The organism is Candidatus Thermoplasmatota archaeon (assembly GCA_022848865.1).
Classification (GTDB): Archaea; Thermoplasmatota; Thermoplasmata; order RBG-16-68-12; family JAGMCJ01; genus JAGMCJ01.
On the sequence record JAJISE010000004.1, the window covers coordinates 12,849 to 30,068 of the forward strand.

At 60.6% G+C, this 17,220-nt stretch carries 17 protein-coding genes; 12 read left to right on the forward strand and 5 right to left on the reverse strand.

The window, feature by feature from the left end; all coding sequences use genetic code 11:
- The first annotated feature begins 86 nt into the window (after positions 1–86).
- Positions 87–344, forward strand: a complete 258-nt coding sequence (locus LN415_01440; GenBank protein ID MCJ2555758.1) for a hypothetical protein — start codon at positions 87–89, stop codon at positions 342–344.
- A gap of 50 nt (positions 345–394) precedes the next feature.
- Here the strand turns inward: LN415_01440 and LN415_01445 are convergent, their stop codons facing one another.
- The gene (locus tag LN415_01445; protein ID MCJ2555759.1) at positions 395–1,540 is read right to left on the reverse strand and encodes a KamA family radical SAM protein; all 1,146 of its coding nucleotides are present in this window, start codon (positions 1,538–1,540) and stop codon (positions 395–397) included.
- 288 nt (positions 1,541–1,828) lie between these two features.
- Positions 1,829–2,230: a hypothetical protein gene (locus LN415_01450; protein MCJ2555760.1), complete on the reverse strand. Its 402-nt coding sequence runs from the start codon at positions 2,228–2,230 to the stop codon at positions 1,829–1,831.
- An 84-nt stretch (positions 2,231–2,314) separates the two neighbouring features.
- Here LN415_01450 and LN415_01455 point away from each other — a divergent pair, with 84 nt between their 5' ends.
- The 11 genes from LN415_01455 to LN415_01505 all read left to right on the forward strand — a co-directional run bounded on the left by LN415_01455 (position 2,315) and on the right by LN415_01505 (position 14,291).
- The gene (locus tag LN415_01455; GenBank protein ID MCJ2555761.1) at positions 2,315–2,647 is read left to right on the forward strand and encodes a hypothetical protein; all 333 of its coding nucleotides are present in this window, start codon (positions 2,315–2,317) and stop codon (positions 2,645–2,647) included.
- A gap of 98 nt (positions 2,648–2,745) precedes the next feature.
- On the forward strand, positions 2,746–4,704 hold the full coding sequence (locus LN415_01460) for a CoB--CoM heterodisulfide reductase iron-sulfur subunit A family protein (protein ID MCJ2555762.1): 1,959 nt from the start codon (positions 2,746–2,748) through the stop codon (positions 4,702–4,704).
- A complete protein-coding gene (locus LN415_01465; protein MCJ2555763.1) occupies positions 4,705–5,118 on the forward strand; it encodes a hydrogenase iron-sulfur subunit in 414 nt (137 codons plus the stop codon).
- Positions 5,115–6,227 (forward strand): (Fe-S)-binding protein, encoded by a 1,113-nt coding sequence (locus LN415_01470; GenBank protein MCJ2555764.1) that lies wholly within the window; start codon positions 5,115–5,117, stop codon positions 6,225–6,227. The genes LN415_01465 and LN415_01470 overlap by 4 nt, the downstream gene beginning before the upstream one ends.
- Positions 6,224–8,206 carry a CoB--CoM heterodisulfide reductase iron-sulfur subunit A family protein gene (locus LN415_01475; GenBank protein ID MCJ2555765.1) on the forward strand — a complete coding sequence of 661 codons (1,983 nt, stop codon included), beginning with the start codon at positions 6,224–6,226 and terminating at the stop codon, positions 8,204–8,206. The genes LN415_01470 and LN415_01475 overlap by 4 nt, the downstream gene beginning before the upstream one ends.
- Positions 8,203–8,619, forward strand: coding sequence for a hydrogenase iron-sulfur subunit (locus tag LN415_01480; GenBank protein MCJ2555766.1), 417 nt, complete (start codon positions 8,203–8,205; stop codon positions 8,617–8,619). Before LN415_01475 ends, LN415_01480 begins: the two co-directional genes overlap by 4 nt.
- The gene (locus LN415_01485) at positions 8,612–9,400 is read left to right on the forward strand and encodes a 4Fe-4S binding protein (GenBank protein ID MCJ2555767.1); all 789 of its coding nucleotides are present in this window, start codon (positions 8,612–8,614) and stop codon (positions 9,398–9,400) included. Before LN415_01480 ends, LN415_01485 begins: the two co-directional genes overlap by 8 nt.
- Positions 9,397–11,442: a formate dehydrogenase subunit alpha gene (gene fdhF / locus LN415_01490; GenBank protein ID MCJ2555768.1), complete on the forward strand. Its 2,046-nt coding sequence runs from the start codon at positions 9,397–9,399 to the stop codon at positions 11,440–11,442. Before LN415_01485 ends, fdhF begins: the two co-directional genes overlap by 4 nt.
- Positions 11,443–11,563: 121 nt before the next feature.
- Positions 11,564–12,883 carry an APC family permease gene (locus LN415_01495; protein ID MCJ2555769.1) on the forward strand — a complete coding sequence of 440 codons (1,320 nt, stop codon included), beginning with the start codon at positions 11,564–11,566 and terminating at the stop codon, positions 12,881–12,883.
- Between the two features lie 70 nt (positions 12,884–12,953).
- Positions 12,954–13,541 carry a VIT1/CCC1 transporter family protein gene (locus LN415_01500; protein ID MCJ2555770.1) on the forward strand — a complete coding sequence of 196 codons (588 nt, stop codon included), beginning with the start codon at positions 12,954–12,956 and terminating at the stop codon, positions 13,539–13,541.
- 81 nt (positions 13,542–13,622) lie between these two features.
- Positions 13,623–14,291 carry a DUF1211 domain-containing protein gene (locus LN415_01505; GenBank protein MCJ2555771.1) on the forward strand — a complete coding sequence of 223 codons (669 nt, stop codon included), beginning with the start codon at positions 13,623–13,625 and terminating at the stop codon, positions 14,289–14,291.
- A gap of 73 nt (positions 14,292–14,364) precedes the next feature.
- Here the strand turns inward: LN415_01505 and LN415_01510 are convergent, their stop codons facing one another.
- The 3 genes from LN415_01510 to LN415_01520 all read right to left on the reverse strand — a co-directional run bounded on the left by LN415_01510 (position 14,365) and on the right by LN415_01520 (position 17,186).
- Entirely contained in the window at positions 14,365–14,961 is a 597-nt protein-coding gene (locus tag LN415_01510) for an acetate uptake transporter (GenBank protein ID MCJ2555772.1), read from the reverse strand.
- A gap of 49 nt (positions 14,962–15,010) precedes the next feature.
- Entirely contained in the window at positions 15,011–16,747 is a 1,737-nt protein-coding gene (gene acsA / locus LN415_01515; protein MCJ2555773.1) for an acetate--CoA ligase, read from the reverse strand.
- A 175-nt stretch (positions 16,748–16,922) separates the two neighbouring features.
- A complete protein-coding gene (locus LN415_01520) occupies positions 16,923–17,186 on the reverse strand; it encodes a DUF5654 family protein (protein ID MCJ2555774.1) in 264 nt (87 codons plus the stop codon).
- Between the last annotated feature and the right edge of the window lie 34 nt (positions 17,187–17,220).

Here is a 17,220-nt window from a genome sequence, read left to right on the forward strand (position 1 = left end):
GTCATGTGGAAGTGACACGCGTCCCCGTCCGAATCCGGCAGGCGCGGCATGCCTTCCGCTCCCTCTGATGGGGAGGTGATAGATAAATGCAATCCCGAGAAGACCTGATTCCGTGGCTCACCGTCCGCGGCTATAGCGGAAACATTTCCAACTACACAATGACAGAGTGGCCGAGGAGGCCGAGACCCTGGATGACGTTTCATTCGTTGACAACCAGGCACACGCTCTGCGAAGAACTCCTCAAGGGCACAGGCATCGTTGTCCTGCCAGGCGCCTCCTTCGAGAGGCCCAAGGAAGGAACTCCCGTCAGACTTCCTCGAGACGTGGCGCTCTGGCACGCTTGAAGGAGTGAGAAGAATCGCGCAATGGGCATTCCGCGGGAATCGAGGAAGAATCAGCTCTCCATCTCTGCGAGCTGTTGCACTTCATCAAAGGTACCGAGCTCTTCCAGTTCGAGGTCGTCCAACCACAGGGCGTCCTTTGCTCTCGGCGCGGAGAAGAACCCGCCTACGTCCTCAGGGTCCCTCGCCTGGTGGTATTTGAGGTAGATGGAATCCTCATCCAATCCCAGGATCTCCACCTTGCCCGTTGTGTGAGACATCACGTATCTGGCCCGCTTGGCGAGACCACTCATGGTCCTCTTGGCCTCCTCGAAGATGCCGTAGCCCTCTTCCATCGGCACGGAGAAGCATCTGTTACCCCTGGTCGGCCGGCACTGGAAGAGGTAGTAGGGTGTGACGCCAGAATGGCTAAGCCGATTGAAGAGCTCGGAGATGACGTCGGGGTCGTCATTCACACCTCGTATCAGGGGCGTCTGGTTGGCGAGCAGGACGCCCGAGTCCTGTAGCAGGGCGATCGCTCTCATCGCCTGACGTGTCAGCTCCCTCGGGTGGTTGAACTGGGTCATGATGTAGATCCTTCTCTGGGGATTGCTGTGCTCACTGAGCACCCTGAGCAACATCGGGTCCCGGATTATTCTGTATGGATTGTGAGCGGGCATCTTCGTTCCGATTCGAAGCGTCTTCACGTGGGGTATGCGGCGGAAGCTCGCGAGTATGCGCTCCAGTCGCTTGGTGCTCAGGATCAGCGGATCGCCGCCCGAGAGCAGCACATTATCGATTTCATCATGCTGACCGATGTACTCGAGACCCTCGGAGATGTCCAGACTCGCCTCCTTTCTTGAGGCGGCGAAGAGCCTCTTTCTAAAGCAGAAGCGGCAGATGCCGCCACACACCTTGCTGATGAGGAATAACGCCGTCGGTGAGTACTTGTGTTGCACCCCCTTGGCGACGTAGTTGCTCTTCTCGTTGCTCGGGTCGAGGGTTCCCCCGTTGTCGAGTTCGTCCAAGCAGGGGATCACGATTCTCTTGATGGGATCGTTCGGATCATCCCAGTCTATCAGGCTGAGGTAATAGTCGTTGGACCGGAAGGGATAGATTCTTGCCACTGGCTCGAGCTCGTCCCTTTCATCCTCTGAGAGTTCAGGGATATCCTCCAGTGACTTGAAGTACCGAACTCTATCTCTCTTTGTCCCAAGTATTCTATCAACCTCCGCTCTGTTGCTTTTCGAGCTTCTTGGGCGGGCTTTTCGAGCTGTTGTTGCGGAGTTACCCTTCCCCAATGTCAATCACAAATTACCTCGTGCTGCGAAATCCTCGCGTGCTCGAGACATGTAAGTGTAGGGTCTTACTGTATAAATGCCTTGCCCATGACAGACAGACATGTTCCAGTGTCTTCTGGTCAAAGAGTACGGGAACAGTCCAGCGCCCGCATGAACTCCCATGATGCGTTCCCTGATATCCTGTGAAGAGCCAATCCAGATGGAAGTTCAGAAATGCTCCAGGATTTGCATCCACATGCCGATACCCGCTCCGAGGACGGCCATGGCTCCGAAGATGACGAGCGCCTCCCCGTAGAAGTTGACCTCAGATGACCACTTGTGGTCCTTCCGAGCGAGCAAGGCCATAAACCAGAGAAGGACGCCAGCCGAGAGCACGCTCATGCCTATTTCGGCGGCGAACGGAACGAACATACCCAGAATGAGGCCCAAGAATCCTAGAACAGTGAAGATCAACAACCGATTGGGCCTTTCAGTGGAAGGCTCGGTGTGTGATTGCATGCGGTTCTGATCCCTCCGTTCATCATCACCGCGAAACCTTATAATAGCCTCCCTGATATCTGTTGAAAGACCCATTTGAGGCTCAAACCTAGCACTCTGGCTCTTCCTCACGGGGGTAGACGGTGAACATCGGCGTATTCGTCTGCGGTCGCGGGAAAGTTCTTATCCACACATCGTGATGATTCCACGAGGAAGATGCTCGATCTCAGCGTTCTGAGGGCAAAGGACCAAGATGAAGCCCGCTTCCGAAGGTTGGTGTTCTTGATAGTCACCGCAGTCCTGGTCGTCCTCGCCGCTTTGTCCGGCTGGAAGTTGTTCATGACGGGAGGAGGATGGGCCTTCTTCACTTGGGCAGAAATGATCTACTGGTGGCCCGGGTACCTCATAGGCTACGAACGCGGATCCTATCTCCCGATCGTTGTTTCCGTTCTCTGGTGGCTGCTGCTCGGGAGAGTCATCGCCACGCTACTGATGGTCGCAAGGAGAGGTCGGCCGGAAATGCGTACTCCAGCACCCGAAGAAGAATGAGCCCCCGCGAAACCTTATAATAGCCTCCCTGATATCTGTTGAAAGACCCATTTGAGGCTCAAACCTAGCACTCTGGCTCTTCCTCACGGGGGTAGGCTGTGAACATCGGCGTATTCGTCTGCGGCTGCAGCGGGAACATCTCCAAGCACATAGACACCGGCAAGGTGGCCAAGGAGGCCGAGACCCTCGATGACGTTTCATTCGTTGACAACCAGGCCCACCTCTGCGCTCTGGCGGGGAGGGAGTACTTCCAGAAGGCAATCAAGGAGCACGAGCTCGACCGGCTGGTCATAGTCGCCTGCTCGCCGAAGCTGCACGAGGACACGTTCCGCGGCTGGGCGTCCGAGGCCGGGGTGAATCCCTACCGCGTGGAGATGGTCAACGCCCGCGAGCACATCGCCTGGGTTCACGACGACAAGAGGAAGGCGACCGAGGCGGCGATCGCGGTCATGCGCGGGACGGTGGCGAAGGCCCGCTTGATCGAACCGCTCAAGCCGAAGAGGGTGCCCGTGGAACAGTCCTGCCTCGTAATCGGGGGCGGCGTGGCGGGGATCCAGGCGGCGCTCGACGTCGCGGACAACGGCTTCAAGGTCTACCTGCTGGACAAGGAGCCCAGCATCGGTGGCAAGATGGCGCAGCTGGACAAGACCTTCCCGACGCTGGACTGCTCGGCATGCATACTCACGCCCAAGATGGTGGACGCCGCCAGACACGAGAACATCGAGCTTGTCACGTACGCGGACGTCAAGGACGTGCAGGGCCATGTGGGTGACTTCACCGTGCGCGTGCTGCTGAAGCCGCGATACATAGACATGGACAAGTGCGTCGGCTGCGGCGTCTGCGCCGAGGAGTGCAGGATGGCGGGCCGCATTGACAGCGAGTTTGACATGAACCTCGGCAAGCGGGGGGCGGCGTACATACCCTTCCCCCAGGCGGTCCCGCTCAAGTTCCTCATCGACCCGGAGACCTGCCTTATGCTCACGAAGGGCAAGTGCGGCAAGTCGCCGAAGTGCGTCGATGCCTGCGCCCGCGAGGCGATAAACTTCGAGGACGTGGAGAAGGAGATAGACCTGCACGTAGGAACGATAATCCTCTCGACGGGCTACGACTTCTACGACGCCTCTCAGAAGCCCAACCTGGGGCTGGAGCACGAGGGCGTGATTACGGGAATGGTCTTCGAGCGCCTCGTCAACGCCAGCGGGCCGACGGGCGGGGAGTTCCTCATCAACGACAAGAAGCCCAAGAAGGCCGCCTTCATCCAGTGCGTCGGGTCGCGCGACGATTCCAAGGGCATATCCTATTGCTCGAAAATCTGCTGCATGTACACGGCCAAGCAGGCCCACATGATCCACGAGAAGATGCACGGCGGCGAGGTCGTCGTCTACTACGCCGACATGCGCGCGTACGGCAAGGGCTTCGAGGAGTTCTTCAACCGCGTGCGTGCCGAGGGCGTGGACTACCGCCGGCGGGAGCTGGACGAGGACATTCTCGTGGCGATGAAGAAAGGCGGGCTCGTGGTGAAGGCGAAGTGGCATCCGAAGTACGAGTGCGACCTGGTCGTGCTGTGCAACGGCGCGGTCCCGACCGCCGATTCAGAATTCCTATCCAACATACTCAACGTGAAGCGGAGCGAGGACGGCTTCTTCCAGGAGCAGCACCCCGCCCTGCATCCGGTGGACACGAACGAGCCAGGCATCTTTCTGGCGGGCTGCGTACAGGGGCCCAAGGACATCCCGGACTCAGTCGCTCAGGCGAGCGGGGCGGCCGCCAGGGCGAATCGCATCCTGGGCGCGAAGGAGATCTGGATCGACCCCACTATTGCGTACGTGGACACGGACCGTTGCCGATGGTGCGGTAAATGCGCTGACGCCTGCGAGTTCCGTGCCATCGAGATAGTGCAGACGAACGGCGTGCGGGCCGCGAAAGTCAATGACGTCCTGTGCAGGGGCTGCGGCGCCTGCGTGGTGGTCTGCCCGACGAACGCGATGGACATCCGCGAGTATTCGAACGATCAGATGGGCGCCGTCCTGGACGCCGCCGCGAAATGGAGGTCCTAGATGGCGTTCGAACCGAAGATACTGGCGTTCACGTGCGATTACTGCGCCTACTCGGGCACGGACCTGGCGGGCATCTCCAGGGCGAAGTACCCCTTCGACGTGCGAATCGTACGCGTCATGTGCTCCGGGCGGGTGGACCCGGGCATGATATTCCGTGCCTTCGAGCACGGGGTGGATGGCGTGCTCGTGGCGGGCTGTCACAAGGGAGACTGCAACTACCTCTACGGGAGCGAGAAGGCCGAGGAGAAGATAGGCGCCGCCAGGGAGCTGGCCGAGGCGCTAGGACTGGGAGAGGACCGCATCCGCCTGGAGTGGTTCTCAGCATCCGAGGGCAGGAAGTTCACGGAGACGATCAAGGACTTCGCGAAGGAGCTCAAGAGGCTGGGGCCGAACGCGGCGGGGGCGGTGAGATGACGCTGGAGGAGTCGATAAAGAGTACGAACGTCCAGCTGTGCTATTCCTGCGGGAAGTGCACGCTTGCCTGCCCGCTCACGCGCGGCGAGAAGGTCTACTCCCCGCGAAGGATAGTCGAGCGGATACTCGCGCACGGCGAGGAGGCAATCGACGCCGACGAGATGTGGGAGTGCCTGACGTGCAACCTGTGCACCGGCTACTGCCCCTCCGACGTCCACTATCCCGTCTTCGTGCGGGAGATCAGGGAAAAGCTCGTGGACGAGGGCTGCGAGGGCGAGTGCACGCACTCGGACGTGCTCAAGTCGGTCATGCGGCTCATGTCGGGCGGGAAGCTGAAGCAGAAGAGGCTGGAGTGGCTCGACGACACCGTGGAGACGGATGGCAAGAGCGACACCCTCCTATTCGTGGGCTGCGCGCCCTATTACGATCTCTACTTCAAGGACCTGGGCAGCCACATTGAATCCGCGAAGAGCGCGATCAGGCTGCTGAACCACGTGGGCATCAAGCCCCGCGTGCTGGAGGACGAGGTCTGCTGCGGGCACGACCTCCTCTGGACGGGGGAGAAGGAGGCCTTCGAGAGGCTGCGGGAGCTGAACACGGAGACGATAGGCAAGTCGAAGGTCAAGCGGATTATCTTCACCTGCCCGGAGTGCTACCACACGCTGAAGGAGGACTACGACCTCGCGGGCGTGGAGCTGGTGCACCTGTCCGTATTCCTGAGCGAGAACGCAGAGAAGCTGAAGTTCAAGGAGACGCCGAGGAAGGTGACATTCCAGGACTCCTGCAGGCTGGGCAGGTACCAGAAGATCTACGAGCCCCCGAGGGAGCTGCTGCATTCCATCCCGGGCGTGGAGCTCGTCGAGTTCGAGGACAACAGGCGCATGGCTGCCTGCTGCGGGACGTCCTGCTGGATGAACTGCGACCAGAACTCGAAGAGGATGCAGGTCGAGCGGCTGGTGGAGGCGGCGGGGATCGCTGATGCGATGGTGACGGGCTGCCCGAAATGCCTCATACACTTCCGGTGCGCCATGGACAATGAGACCGACGTAGACGTGGAGGTGACGGACCTCTTCACCTTCCTCGCTGATTCGTTGGAGGAAGCAGGATGAGCGAGAAGATCAGGATTGGGGTCTTCGTCTGCCACTGCGGCCTGAACATAGGCGCGACGGTCGACTGCGCGGCGGTGGCGGAGCACGCGAAGAAGCTGCCCCACGTCGTCTACGTGGAGCACAACATGTACACGTGCTCGGAGCCCGGGCAGCTGCAGATCAAGAACGGAATCAGGGAGCACGACCTCAATCGCGTGGTCGTTGCCTCATGCTCCCCGCGAATGCACGAGCCCACCTTCCGGGCGACGGTCGCCGACGCGGGACTGAACCCCTTCCTCTTCGAGATGGCGAACATCCGCGAGCACTGCTCCTGGATCCACAAGGACAAGGAGGCGGGGACGGAGAAGGCGAAGAGGCTCGTGGAGCTGTCCGTGGCCCGCGCCGCGCTGCTGGAACCGCTCGACAGCAGGGAGGTCGGCGTGACCAACACGGCCCTGGTGATCGGAGCGGGCGTGGCGGGGATGCGCGCCGCGACGGACATCGCGGACAGGGGATACGACGTCCACCTCGTCGAGCGGGAGCCATACATGGGCGGGAAGGCCGCCTGGTTCAGCAAGATGTTCCCGCTGCGGAAGTGCGAGGAGACATGCGTGGGCGACTGCCCGCACTGCTTGCTCGTGCCCGAGTTCGAGGAGGTGCTGGACAACCCGCGAATAACGCTGCATCTGAACTCCGAGGTGGCGAGCATCGACGGCTACGTCGGCAACTTCAAGGCGACCATCCGCACGCAGCCGATCTATGTAGACCGCGAGAAGTGCACCTATTGCGGTGAGTGCACGGAGGTCTGTCCTGTTTCGGTGCCGGACGAGCGCAACTATGGTATGCAGAAGAGGAAGGCGATATACCTGCCCTCAACCGGGATTGTGCCCCGCTCGTACGTGATAGACGACACTGTCTGCAGCCACTTCGTTGGCGGGAAGTGCGCGAAGAAGCCGTCATGCGTGAAAGCGTGCAAGTTCGGCGCCATCGACCTGAAGGAGAAGGAGCGAACGCAGGAAGTGGACGTCGGAACGATCGTCGTCGCGACGGGCTTCGACAACTACGACCCGACGAAGAAGGAGGAGCTGCACTACAAGCATCCGCGGGTGATCACGGCACCGGAGTATGAGAGGCTGTCCGCCTACACTGGCCCGACGGATGGGAAGCTGGTCATCGACGGCATCGAACCCAAGCGGGTGGCGTTCATATCCTGCGTCGGCTCGCGCGAGAAGGAAGGCAACGAGTACTGCTCCCGCGTGTGCTGCATCTTCACGGCGAAGCAAGCTCATTCCGTTTTGAAGAAGCTGCCCGACGCGAAGGTCGCCGTCTACTACACGGACGTCCGCGCGTTCGGGAAGGGCCACGAGGAGTTCTACCAGAAGGTGCTGGACGAGGGCGTGGACTACCGGCTGCGCGAGCTGGAGGACCCGCTAAAAGTCACTATCAATAATGATAACATCAAGGTCAGGTGCAAAGGGCACAAGGACTTCAAGGCCGACCTGGTCGTCCTCGCGACGGGACTGGTGCCCCAGCACGATTCACCCGAGATCTGCAGGCTGCTGAACCTCTCGCTGTCGGGGGACGGCTTCTTCATGGAGGCGCATCCGAAGCTGAGGCCGATAGACACGTTCACGGACGGCGTCTTCCTAGCGGGCTGCTGCCAGGGGCCCAAGGACATAGCCGACTCGATGGCGCAGGCGTCCGGAGCCGCCGCCAGGGCGTGCGGGATACTCTCCAAGATGGCCCTCACGCTCGGAGTGGAGACCGCCTTCTCGGACGAGACGTGCATCGGCTGCGGGACCTGCGTGGTGGTCTGTCAGTTCGGCGCGATAACGCTGGAGGAGATCGATGGTGAGCTGCGCGCGGTCGTGAACGAGGCCCTCTGCAAGGGCTGCGGGACGTGCATAGCCGCCTGCCCGTCGGGTGCGATGCAGCAGCGCCATTACACGGACGAGCAGATACTGGCGATGATAGAGGCCGTGGCGGGAGGTGGCGCGTGACATTCGAGCCCAACATCCTCGCCTTCTGCTGCAACTGGTGCTCGTACGCCGCCGCCGATCTGGCGGGGATCGGGAGGATGGACCAGCCCACGAACATCAAGATCGTGCGCGTCATGTGCTCCGGGCGGGTGAAGCCCGAGTTCGTCATCAAGGCCCTCTCGGACGGCGTGGACGGTGTGCTGATCCTGGGCTGCCACATAGGCGACTGTCACTACGTGACCGGGAACCACAGAACGCTGAAGCGCTTCCAGGTCCTCGAGAGACTGCTCGAGCACATAGGGATAGACCCGCGAAGGATACGCCTGGACTGGGCGTCCGCGGCGGAGGCGGAGCCGTTCTCGAACATGATCAGGGAGTTCACGGAGCAGATACGTGAGCTCGGACCGAATCCGTATGCTGGTTCTTATGCTTGAAGACATCCGCAAGCTCGTGAAGAGGACCCTGGACGGGGGAAAGGTGGACGGAGTCCTCGCTCTCTGGCGGGAGAACGGGCGCGTGGGCCCGCACCTCTTCGTGAAGGGCGACGACGTCTCCACGCTGGAGATAGACCCGAAGTACAACCTCGCGGCCGTGGCCATCCTTGCGCTGGCGTCGGGAGTGAAGAAGATCGCGCTCATCGGGAGGGGATGCGACGAACGAGCGCTGGTGGAGCTGTTCAAGCGGTATCAGATAGATGAGGATGCGATCGAGTTCATCGGCATGGCATGCAGCGCGGAGCAGGCGCAGGCGTGCGAGTGCGACATCCCGTACCCGACGGAGATCCGATTCGGCGAGAAGGTGAAGGGGGTAGTCCCTCCCGAGCTGGAGGACCTCACGGAGATGTCCCTGGACGAGCGGTTCGCCTACTGGCGGGACGTGTTCGCGAAGTGCATCAAGTGCTACGGCTGCAAGAACGCCTGCCCGGTGTGCGTGTGCCAGGACTGCGTGCTCGAGGACCCGATGTGGGTGAAGAAGGGCGAGATACCGCCGGAGTTCCCGATGTTCCATCTGATCCGGGCGTATCACATGGTCGACCGCTGCGTGCACTGCTACGAGTGCGAGGAGGCCTGCCCGATGGGGATACCGCTGACGCTGCTCTACAGGCAGCTGAGGCAGGACATGAAGGAGCTGTTCGACTACCTGCCCGGGGCGAGCGATGCGAAGCCGCCGCTGACGACCGTGCTGGAGGACGAGAAGCTGGAGGAGGGCGCATGAGCTACCAGAGCGTGCTGACGACCTGCCCGTACTGCGGCTGCGGCTGCCAGTTCTACCTGCAAGTGGTCAACGGGAACCTCGTTGGCATAGTGCCGGACAAGACGCACCCGATAGCCGAGGGAGCGCTCTGCATCAAGGGATGGAACGCGCACGTGTTCGTCCAGTGCGAGGATCGGCTGCAGAAGCCCCTGATTAAGGAGGACGGCGAGTTCCGCGAGGCCACTTGGGACGAGGCGCTGGACCTGGTGGCGGAGAAGCTCGGCGAGATCAAGGAGAGGCACGGGCCTGACGCTATTGCCACTCTCTGCAGCGCGAAGTGCACGAACGAGGAGAACTACCTGCTGCAGAAGCTGACGCGCGCGACCATAGGGACGAACAACGTGGACCACTGCGCCCGCCTGTGCCACGCGTCGACAGTGACGGGGCTCGCGCACGCTTTCGGAAGCGGGGCGATGACGAACAGCGTCCCGGAGATCGACGATTCTGATGTTATCCTGATCACTGGCTCGAACACGATAGAGCAGCACCCGCTGATAGGGTCGAGGATGGTGAAGGCCCGCGAGAGGGGTGCGAAGATCATCCTCATCGACCCGCGAAGGGTCCCGATGCGCCTGTTCTCCGACCTGTACCTGCAGTTCATCCCGGGGACGGACGTCGCCTGGCTGAACGGCATGATGCACGTCATCCTGAAGGAGAAGCTGCACGACAAGAAGTACATCAAGGAGCGCACGGAGGGCTTCGAGGACTTCGAGAAAGTGGTGAAGAAGTACGATCCGAAGACCGTGGAGAAGATCTGCGGGATCCCCGCCAACCTGCTCGAGGAAGCCGCAAGAATGTTCGCGAAGGCCGAGCGGGGCTCGATATTCTACTCGATGGGGATAACTCAGCACATCACGGGAACGGACAATGTGAAGTCCGTTGCGAATCTGGCGATGCTCACGGGAAACGTCGGAAAGCGCGCGGCGGGAGTGAACCCGCTCAGAGGGCAGAACAACGTGCAGGGCGCGTGCGATGTCGGCGCGTTGCCCAACGTGTATCCAGGGTATCAGGCGGTCGCAAACGAGGACGCCGCGAAGAAGTTCGAGAAGGCCTGGGGGACGAAGCTCTCGCGGGAGCCCGGGCTGACGATCGTGGAGATTACGGATGCCGCCAGAGAGGGCAATGTGAAGGGCATGTACATCGTGGGCGAGAACCCGATGATCAGCGACCCGGACATCGAGCACGTGAGGCAGGGGCTGGAGGCCCTTGACTTCCTCGTGGTGCAGGACATCTTCATGACGGAGACCGCCGCTCTGGCGGATGTGGTGCTTCCCGCTTCGAGCTATGCGGAGAAGGAGGGAACTTTCACCGCCACGGACAGGCGGGTCCAGCGGGTCCGCAAGGCGATAGAGCCTGTCGGCGAATCCCGCGAGGACTGGAAGATCATAATCGACATCGCCAAGCGCCTTGGCGGGAAGGGATTCGACTTCGAGTCGCCCGCCGAGATCATGGACGAGCTCGCATCACTTGCACCGATATATGGCGGGGTGTCCTTCGCCCGCCTGGACGCCGGGGAGGACCTGCTCTGGCCCGTGAAGGACCCCGGGCACGCGGGAACGGAGTTCCTGCACGAGGGGCAGTTCACCCGCGGGAAGGGAGTCTTCTCACCGATAGAGTTCAGGGAGGCGGACGAGCTTCCCGACAAGGAGTACCCGTACATCTTGACGACGGGGCGGCTGATGTTCCAGTACCACACGGGTACGATGACACGAAGAACGCCCGCCCTCGAGTCGGAGAGCCCGAACCCGTTCGTGGAAGTGAACCCCGAGGACGCGAAGGAGCTGGGCATCAAGGACGGCGACTGGCTGGAGGTGTCGAGCCGCAGGGGGAGCATAAAGATCCAATCTCGCGTCGCCAACATCGTCGGGAAGGGCGTTGTTTTCATCCCGTTCCACTACGCGGAGGCGGCCGCGAACGTGCTCACGAACCCAGCTCTGGACCCCGATTCGAAGATCCCGGAGCTGAAGGTCTGCGCGGTGGCCATGAAGCCGCTGACAAAGTGATCCAAGCCTTGGATATCGGAGCCTCCGATCCCGCGATTCCCGGAGAGACCGAAAGCTCGCTGTCGAATCACAAGCTATTTCTCATATAGTTCCATACACTGGCATCCAAAGTGAATGCGGGATGCACTCTGGTAAAGCCAAATCGAAGAGGCGAAAGCTCGGCTTGGACGAGCTAGTGGCCATCGGGATCGGCGGCATGATAGGCAGCGGCATCTACTCGCTCCTGGGTGTGGCCGTCCGCATAGCTGGCGGGTATGCTTTTCTCGCCTTTCTCCTGGCAGGAGCGATCGCTCTCTTCAGCGGGTACTCCTTCGCCAAGCTGGGGAGAGCCAGCAAGACGAATGAGGGGGCCTTCAGGTACATCCTGATGGCGTCGGGCAGTCGGGCCTTCGCGGGCTTCAACGCGTGGATGATGGTCCTCGGGTACATCGGCACCGTTGCCCTGTACGCCTACACTTTCGGCGCGTACTGCGCGTCCTTCTTCGAGGGTTATGCCAGCTACGCTGTGACAAGGAGCGTGCTGGCCGTCGTCGTGATAGCGGTATTCGTCGTCGTGAACCTCATGAGGGTGGAATCCTTCGGAAGGTTCCAGCTGGTCCTCGTCTCCGCGGGAATAGGCATCCTGCTCATCTTCTGCGTCGTGGGGGCGATCCACCTCGGTGTGGGGAACTCGGTGACTATAGAGAGCACTGACCCGCTCCTGATCCCCATCTCGGCAGGCATCATATTCGTGGGATTCCAAGGGTTCGAGCTCGTGACGGCATCCGTGAGGGATGCGAAGTCGCCTGAGAGGAACATCTCGAGGGCGATCTACATCTCCATAGTCATCACCATCCTGCTGTATCTTCTCGGGACCATCGCGGCCACCTCCGTCCTGACGCCCGCCGAGATCCTCAGGTTCGAGGAACGTGCGCTGGGAGAGGCGGCGGTTCCCATCTTGGGAGGATTCGGGTTCCTCCTCGTCGGCATAGGCGCCCTCATCGCAGCGGCTGGAGCGATCAACGCGACAATATTCGGCACAGCTCGATTCGCCAAGGACGTGTCCAAGAAAGGCATCATGCCATCCGTCTTCTGCAGGACGAAGGCCGACAGGGGAACGCCGTACGCCGGAATACTCATGATCGGCTTCTTCTCCGCCGTTCTGACGCTGACCGGGAGCTTGGAGGTCATAGCCGCCTTTGCCAGCATAATCTTCCTCCTCCTCTACGGGTTCGTCTCCCTGGCGAATCTGAAGCTCAGACTGCAAACTGGAAGTCCCGCTTGGATTCCTCTTGTGGGCTCCGCGCTCTGCTTCTTCTCCCTTGCTGCCGTCGTGATCTACCTGGGCCTGAGAGGCCCGCAGACCCTCCTGACCATCGGGATCATGTTCCTGGCGCTTCTCGTTCTGTGGCTTGCCTATCAGAGGTTTGCGGGAATGTCCAAGGAAGGACGCGGGACTTGACCGTTCACGCGTGAAACGAGAACTGGAGTGAAAGGTTTATCAATATCCTTCTCCTAGTGTCGCGCGCAAGATGAGCTTAGGGCGTCTGAGGCAGCGGATCAGGGACACGAGCGAGAGAACGGACCTCGCCTCAACATCGAGAAGGTATTTTGTGCTGGGAGCGTTCGATGGGACCCTCATCGTTCTCGGTGTCGTTCTGGGTGCATACGCTGCTGGCGTGGCCTCGGAGCACATGGAGATAATACTCTTCGCGGGGCTGTCGGCGGCAGTGGCTCTCTCTGTCTCCAGCGCTGTCGGGGCCTATGAGGCCGAGCGCGTGGAGAAGCTCCTCTCGAGGGCAAGCATCGAAAGGGCGCTTCTGACCGATGTGAGCGAGGAACAAGCCGAGGTCTTCAGGTTCGCCACCCTGCTCAGTGCCCTCGTTCACGCGTCCGCCCCGCTGATCGCAGCGACGGTTCCTCTTATTCCTTTCGTCATAATCCCGGACCTGGGGATGGCTGTTCTCACTTCCGTTGTGATGACTCTGAGCGTGCTCTTCATCTTGGGCGCTTACTTGGGCAACCTGGTGAAGGAAAGGGTGTTTATGACGGGGATGCGGTTCGTTCTCGCAGGTCTGGCGACGGCTGTCATCCTGTTCGCCATCGGGATGGTCAACTGACGGGCTCGGCACGCACATGCAAGGCCACCTGGTCCTGCCCTGCACGGTACCTTTAAAGTCGCTGAAGGAATAGCCTTCTGAATGGCGTTCCGCCGACTCCGGTACGAGGGAATGAACCTGGGCACCCAGCGCATCGAGAACCTCACGGACGGAATGTTCGCGATAATCATGACCATCTTGGTGCTGAATCTCTCATTGCCTGTCGTGACGGGATCCGGGTCGGATGACCTTTCGGAGAGGCTCATCGAGATGTTGCCGGACATCTGGGCCTACGCCTTGAGCTTCGCTGTGCTGGCCGTCGCGTGGATGTTGCATCACTATCAGTTCAGCTTCATCAGGGACACCGACAGCTTGCTCCTTTGGTTGAACATAATCTTCCTGATGTTCGCATCGCTGATACCCTTCAGCACCGTGCTCCTGAGGGAGCCGGACCAGGCGGTCGCGCTCAGGGTCTACGATACGAACATCTTCCTGGTCCTGCTCGCGCTCTACGCACTTTGGTGGTACGCCACCCGCGGTTGCCGCCTGGTGGACACGAACATCGAAAAGCGGGCGGTTCGCCTGATGAAGGTCACGCTCATCGCGGGCATGGCGTTCTTCGCGGTAGGAGTCGCACTCACCTTCTTCGATGCTGGAATCAGCGGTGGATTCCTCAGTGCGCTCGGCACATTATACGTTATCTTGACAGCGCTGGGAGCACATCGTGTCGGGCAATTGGCGGCTTGTGAGAGTGAGCAATCACAGGTCTGAAGAGAAGACAGAGCTTGCGCATGAATCCTGCTTCCGCACCAGCCGTCTGTCCTGTGCCGTTCCGACTCGCAAGCTACTTCACGGGCCATATGGGAGCAACGACCCTCCCGTACACTTCGTTCAGCACCTGAGCCAGGGCAGTGTATATGGACGAGAGCCCGCAGATTATGCCTTCGTAGCCCGCGATCTGCGTTATGGTGGAGTTGCCCGTGGCGTGTCCCAACGCCAGCAAGACGAACAGCAGTGTCAGGCTGCCGAAGATGAACTGGAGCGCTCTGTTCAGCTTCAACGTGGCTATGAACATGACCGCGGTGAACAAGCCCCACATGGACAGATAGGCGACCATCGCGGAGTCGCTGGCGGCCTCGCCCAGTCCCAGCTGTGGCATCACGAGCAGGCCGACCAGGGAGAGCCAGAAGAGGCCGTAAGAGGTGAACGCCAATGTCCCGAACGTGTTGTTCTTCTTCCACTCCATTGCCCCCGCGATGATCTGGGCTATGCCGCCGTAGAAGATGCCCATGGACAGTATCATGGTCCCCAACGCGAAGAAGCCCGCGTTGTGAAAGTTCAACAGCACCGTGGTCATCCCGAAGGCCATCAGGCCGAGCGGCGCGGGGTTGGCAGTCGTGTCCTTTATCTCCGTGGTCGATTCAGGCGATTCTTGCTGCATAATCATCACATCCAGAACTGAAGATTCACTCCATGGCCATGAAGAAGTCCTAATCCTCCATCGTGGACAGGTCGCCCGCCGGAAGTCCGAGCTCCCACGCCTTCAGGACGCGCCGCATGATCTTCCCGCTCCTCGTGACGGGCAGCTTGTCCTTGAACTCGATCTCGCGCGGGACGGCGTGGGCCGCCAGCCCTGTCTTGACGAACAGCGCTATCTCCTTCTTCAGCTTCTCGGAGGGCTTGTATCCCCTCCTCAGCTGAACGAACGCCTTGATGATGTCGCCACGGATCGGATCGGGCTTCCCAATGACGCCCGCCACCGCGACGGCAGGATGCTCGATGAGCTTGCTCTCCACCTCAAAGGGACCGACGCGCTCGCCGGCGGTCTTGATGACATCGTCGATTCGACCCTGGAACCAGAAAAAGCCGTCCTTGTCCATGTATGCAGAGTCCCCGCTAAGGAACCAGGGGTCGTTCTCGAAGTAGGACTTGTACTTCTTCGGGTTCTTCCAGATTTTGCGCATCATGCCCGGCCAGCCCTTCTTGATGGCCAGATTGCCTATCTCGTTGGCCGGGAGAACGTTGCCATCGTTGTCGATGATCGCCGCCTCGACCCCCGGGAGCGGGCGTCCCATGGAACCCAGACGGACCTCCATCGTGGGGACGTTGGCGATGAGCATGTGACCGGTCTCGGTCATCCACCAGTTCTCGTGTATGGTGCGACCGTCGTAGGCCTCCCATCCCCATCGGATGACCTCGGGGTTGAGCGGCTCGCCGACGCTGACTATGTACCGCAGGCTCGAGAGGTCGTACTTCTTGGCGGTGTCAGTCCCGGCGGCCATGAGCAGCCTGAACGCCGTGGGGGCGCTGTACCAGACCGTGATGCCGAGCTCCTCGATCGTCCAGTACCAGCTCTCGGGATTGAACCGACCGCCGCGGATGACGTTGGAGACGCCGTTCAGCCACGGGCCGAACATTCCGTACGAAGTTCCCGTCACCCACCCCGGGTCGGACGTGCACCAGTAGATGTCGTCCTCGTGAAGGTCGAGGACCCATCGAGCGGTCAGTAAGTGCCCGACCATCGCGTTCTGGACGTGCAGGACGCCCTTGGGTTTGCCCGTCGAGCCGGACGTGTAGTGGAGAATGAGCGGGTCCTCCCGCTTGAGCCACTGGATCCTGTCGAGCTTCTTGGAGGCCGAGTCCATCTCCTCCTTCCAGCTTACCTCGCCCTCTTCGAGCTCGTCCTGGTCAGCATCTATCACGAAGACGTGCTTCAGCGCGGGAAGGTCCTTCTTCGGTATCCTGTCCTTCATGAAGCTGGCGGTGACTATGGCGACCGCAGCGCTGTCCTGCATCCTGTCGCGGATGGCGTCCGCCATGAATGCCTCGAACAGCGGGCTGGGTATGGCGCCCACCTTGAGGATCCCGAAAATGCTGACGTACACCTCCGGCGAGCGGGGAGCGAACGTGAATACCCTGTCGCCCTTCTTGACGCCGTACTTGCGGAGGACATTGGCGAACCTGTTGGAGAGGAACATCATCTCCTGGAACGTGTACTTCTCGTACCTCTCGTCGTCGATGTAGTAGAGGGCGACCTTGTTCTTGCGCCACGTCTCGACGTGCCTGTCTATGGCCTCGTGGGCCATGTTCACCTTTCCAGTCTTGTGCCAATCGAACTCCTTCTCCCAGTCCGCCCACTTGAAGCCTTTGACGGCCTCCTCGTACAGCTTCATGTTGGGCTCTTCTTCGAAGGTCTTCTTTCGGAACTCAAGCTTCCTCTTCGGCATAGGGCTCACCAATTCTTCGTCGTTCCCCCGCACCGCGGATTGGACCGCCAGGGGAACCCCCGTTGAGGGGATTCACTACTATTTCGCATCGCACTATTAACCTTTGCATCGGGAGACTGCGGGCTCCTCGGTTCGAACGACCACCCGTCCCCGCAACAGGCACTGCCGATGCCGGCTATTCCTTCCCGCCCCAGCGGCTGATCATGATGATCAGGATTATCATCACGAACGTAAGTATGAGCGCCGTGACCATGAAGTATATCCAGCCCGCCAGGTCAGGTGTCGCCGCCAGGTCGATCCCCGCCAAAGCGAAGCCGCTCATCACGACCTCCTTCCATACGAGAGCGATCACGAAGCCGAACGCCGCAGCCAGGGAAGCCGCTATGGTGACCCGCACCTCCCTGACCGTCAACTTCCTCTCATCTTCATCCTCATCCATTCAAAGCACCTCTGAGCCCTGGGAAGGTCTGCCC

Coding starts and splice junctions, on each gene's coding strand:
- LN415_01440 (MCJ2555758.1), top strand. CDS start 87: ATGCAATCCCGAGAAGACCTGATTCCGTGGCTCACCGTCCGCGGCTAT.
- LN415_01455 (MCJ2555761.1), top strand. CDS start 2,315: ATGCTCGATCTCAGCGTTCTGAGGGCAAAGGACCAAGATGAAGCCCGC.
- LN415_01465 (MCJ2555763.1), top strand. CDS start 4,705: ATGGCGTTCGAACCGAAGATACTGGCGTTCACGTGCGATTACTGCGCC.
- LN415_01470 (MCJ2555764.1), top strand. CDS start 5,115: ATGACGCTGGAGGAGTCGATAAAGAGTACGAACGTCCAGCTGTGCTAT.
- LN415_01475 (MCJ2555765.1), top strand. CDS start 6,224: ATGAGCGAGAAGATCAGGATTGGGGTCTTCGTCTGCCACTGCGGCCTG.
- LN415_01485 (MCJ2555767.1), top strand. CDS start 8,612: ATGCTTGAAGACATCCGCAAGCTCGTGAAGAGGACCCTGGACGGGGGA.
- fdhF (MCJ2555768.1), top strand. CDS start 9,397: ATGAGCTACCAGAGCGTGCTGACGACCTGCCCGTACTGCGGCTGCGGC.
- LN415_01495 (MCJ2555769.1), top strand. CDS start 11,564: ATGCACTCTGGTAAAGCCAAATCGAAGAGGCGAAAGCTCGGCTTGGAC.
- LN415_01500 (MCJ2555770.1), top strand. CDS start 12,954: ATGAGCTTAGGGCGTCTGAGGCAGCGGATCAGGGACACGAGCGAGAGA.
- LN415_01505 (MCJ2555771.1), top strand. CDS start 13,623: ATGGCGTTCCGCCGACTCCGGTACGAGGGAATGAACCTGGGCACCCAG.
- LN415_01510 (MCJ2555772.1), bottom strand. CDS start 14,961: ATGCAGCAAGAATCGCCTGAATCGACCACGGAGATAAAGGACACGACT.
- acsA (MCJ2555773.1), bottom strand. CDS start 16,747: ATGCCGAAGAGGAAGCTTGAGTTCCGAAAGAAGACCTTCGAAGAAGAG.
- LN415_01520 (MCJ2555774.1), bottom strand. CDS start 17,186: ATGGATGAGGATGAAGATGAGAGGAAGTTGACGGTCAGGGAGGTGCGG.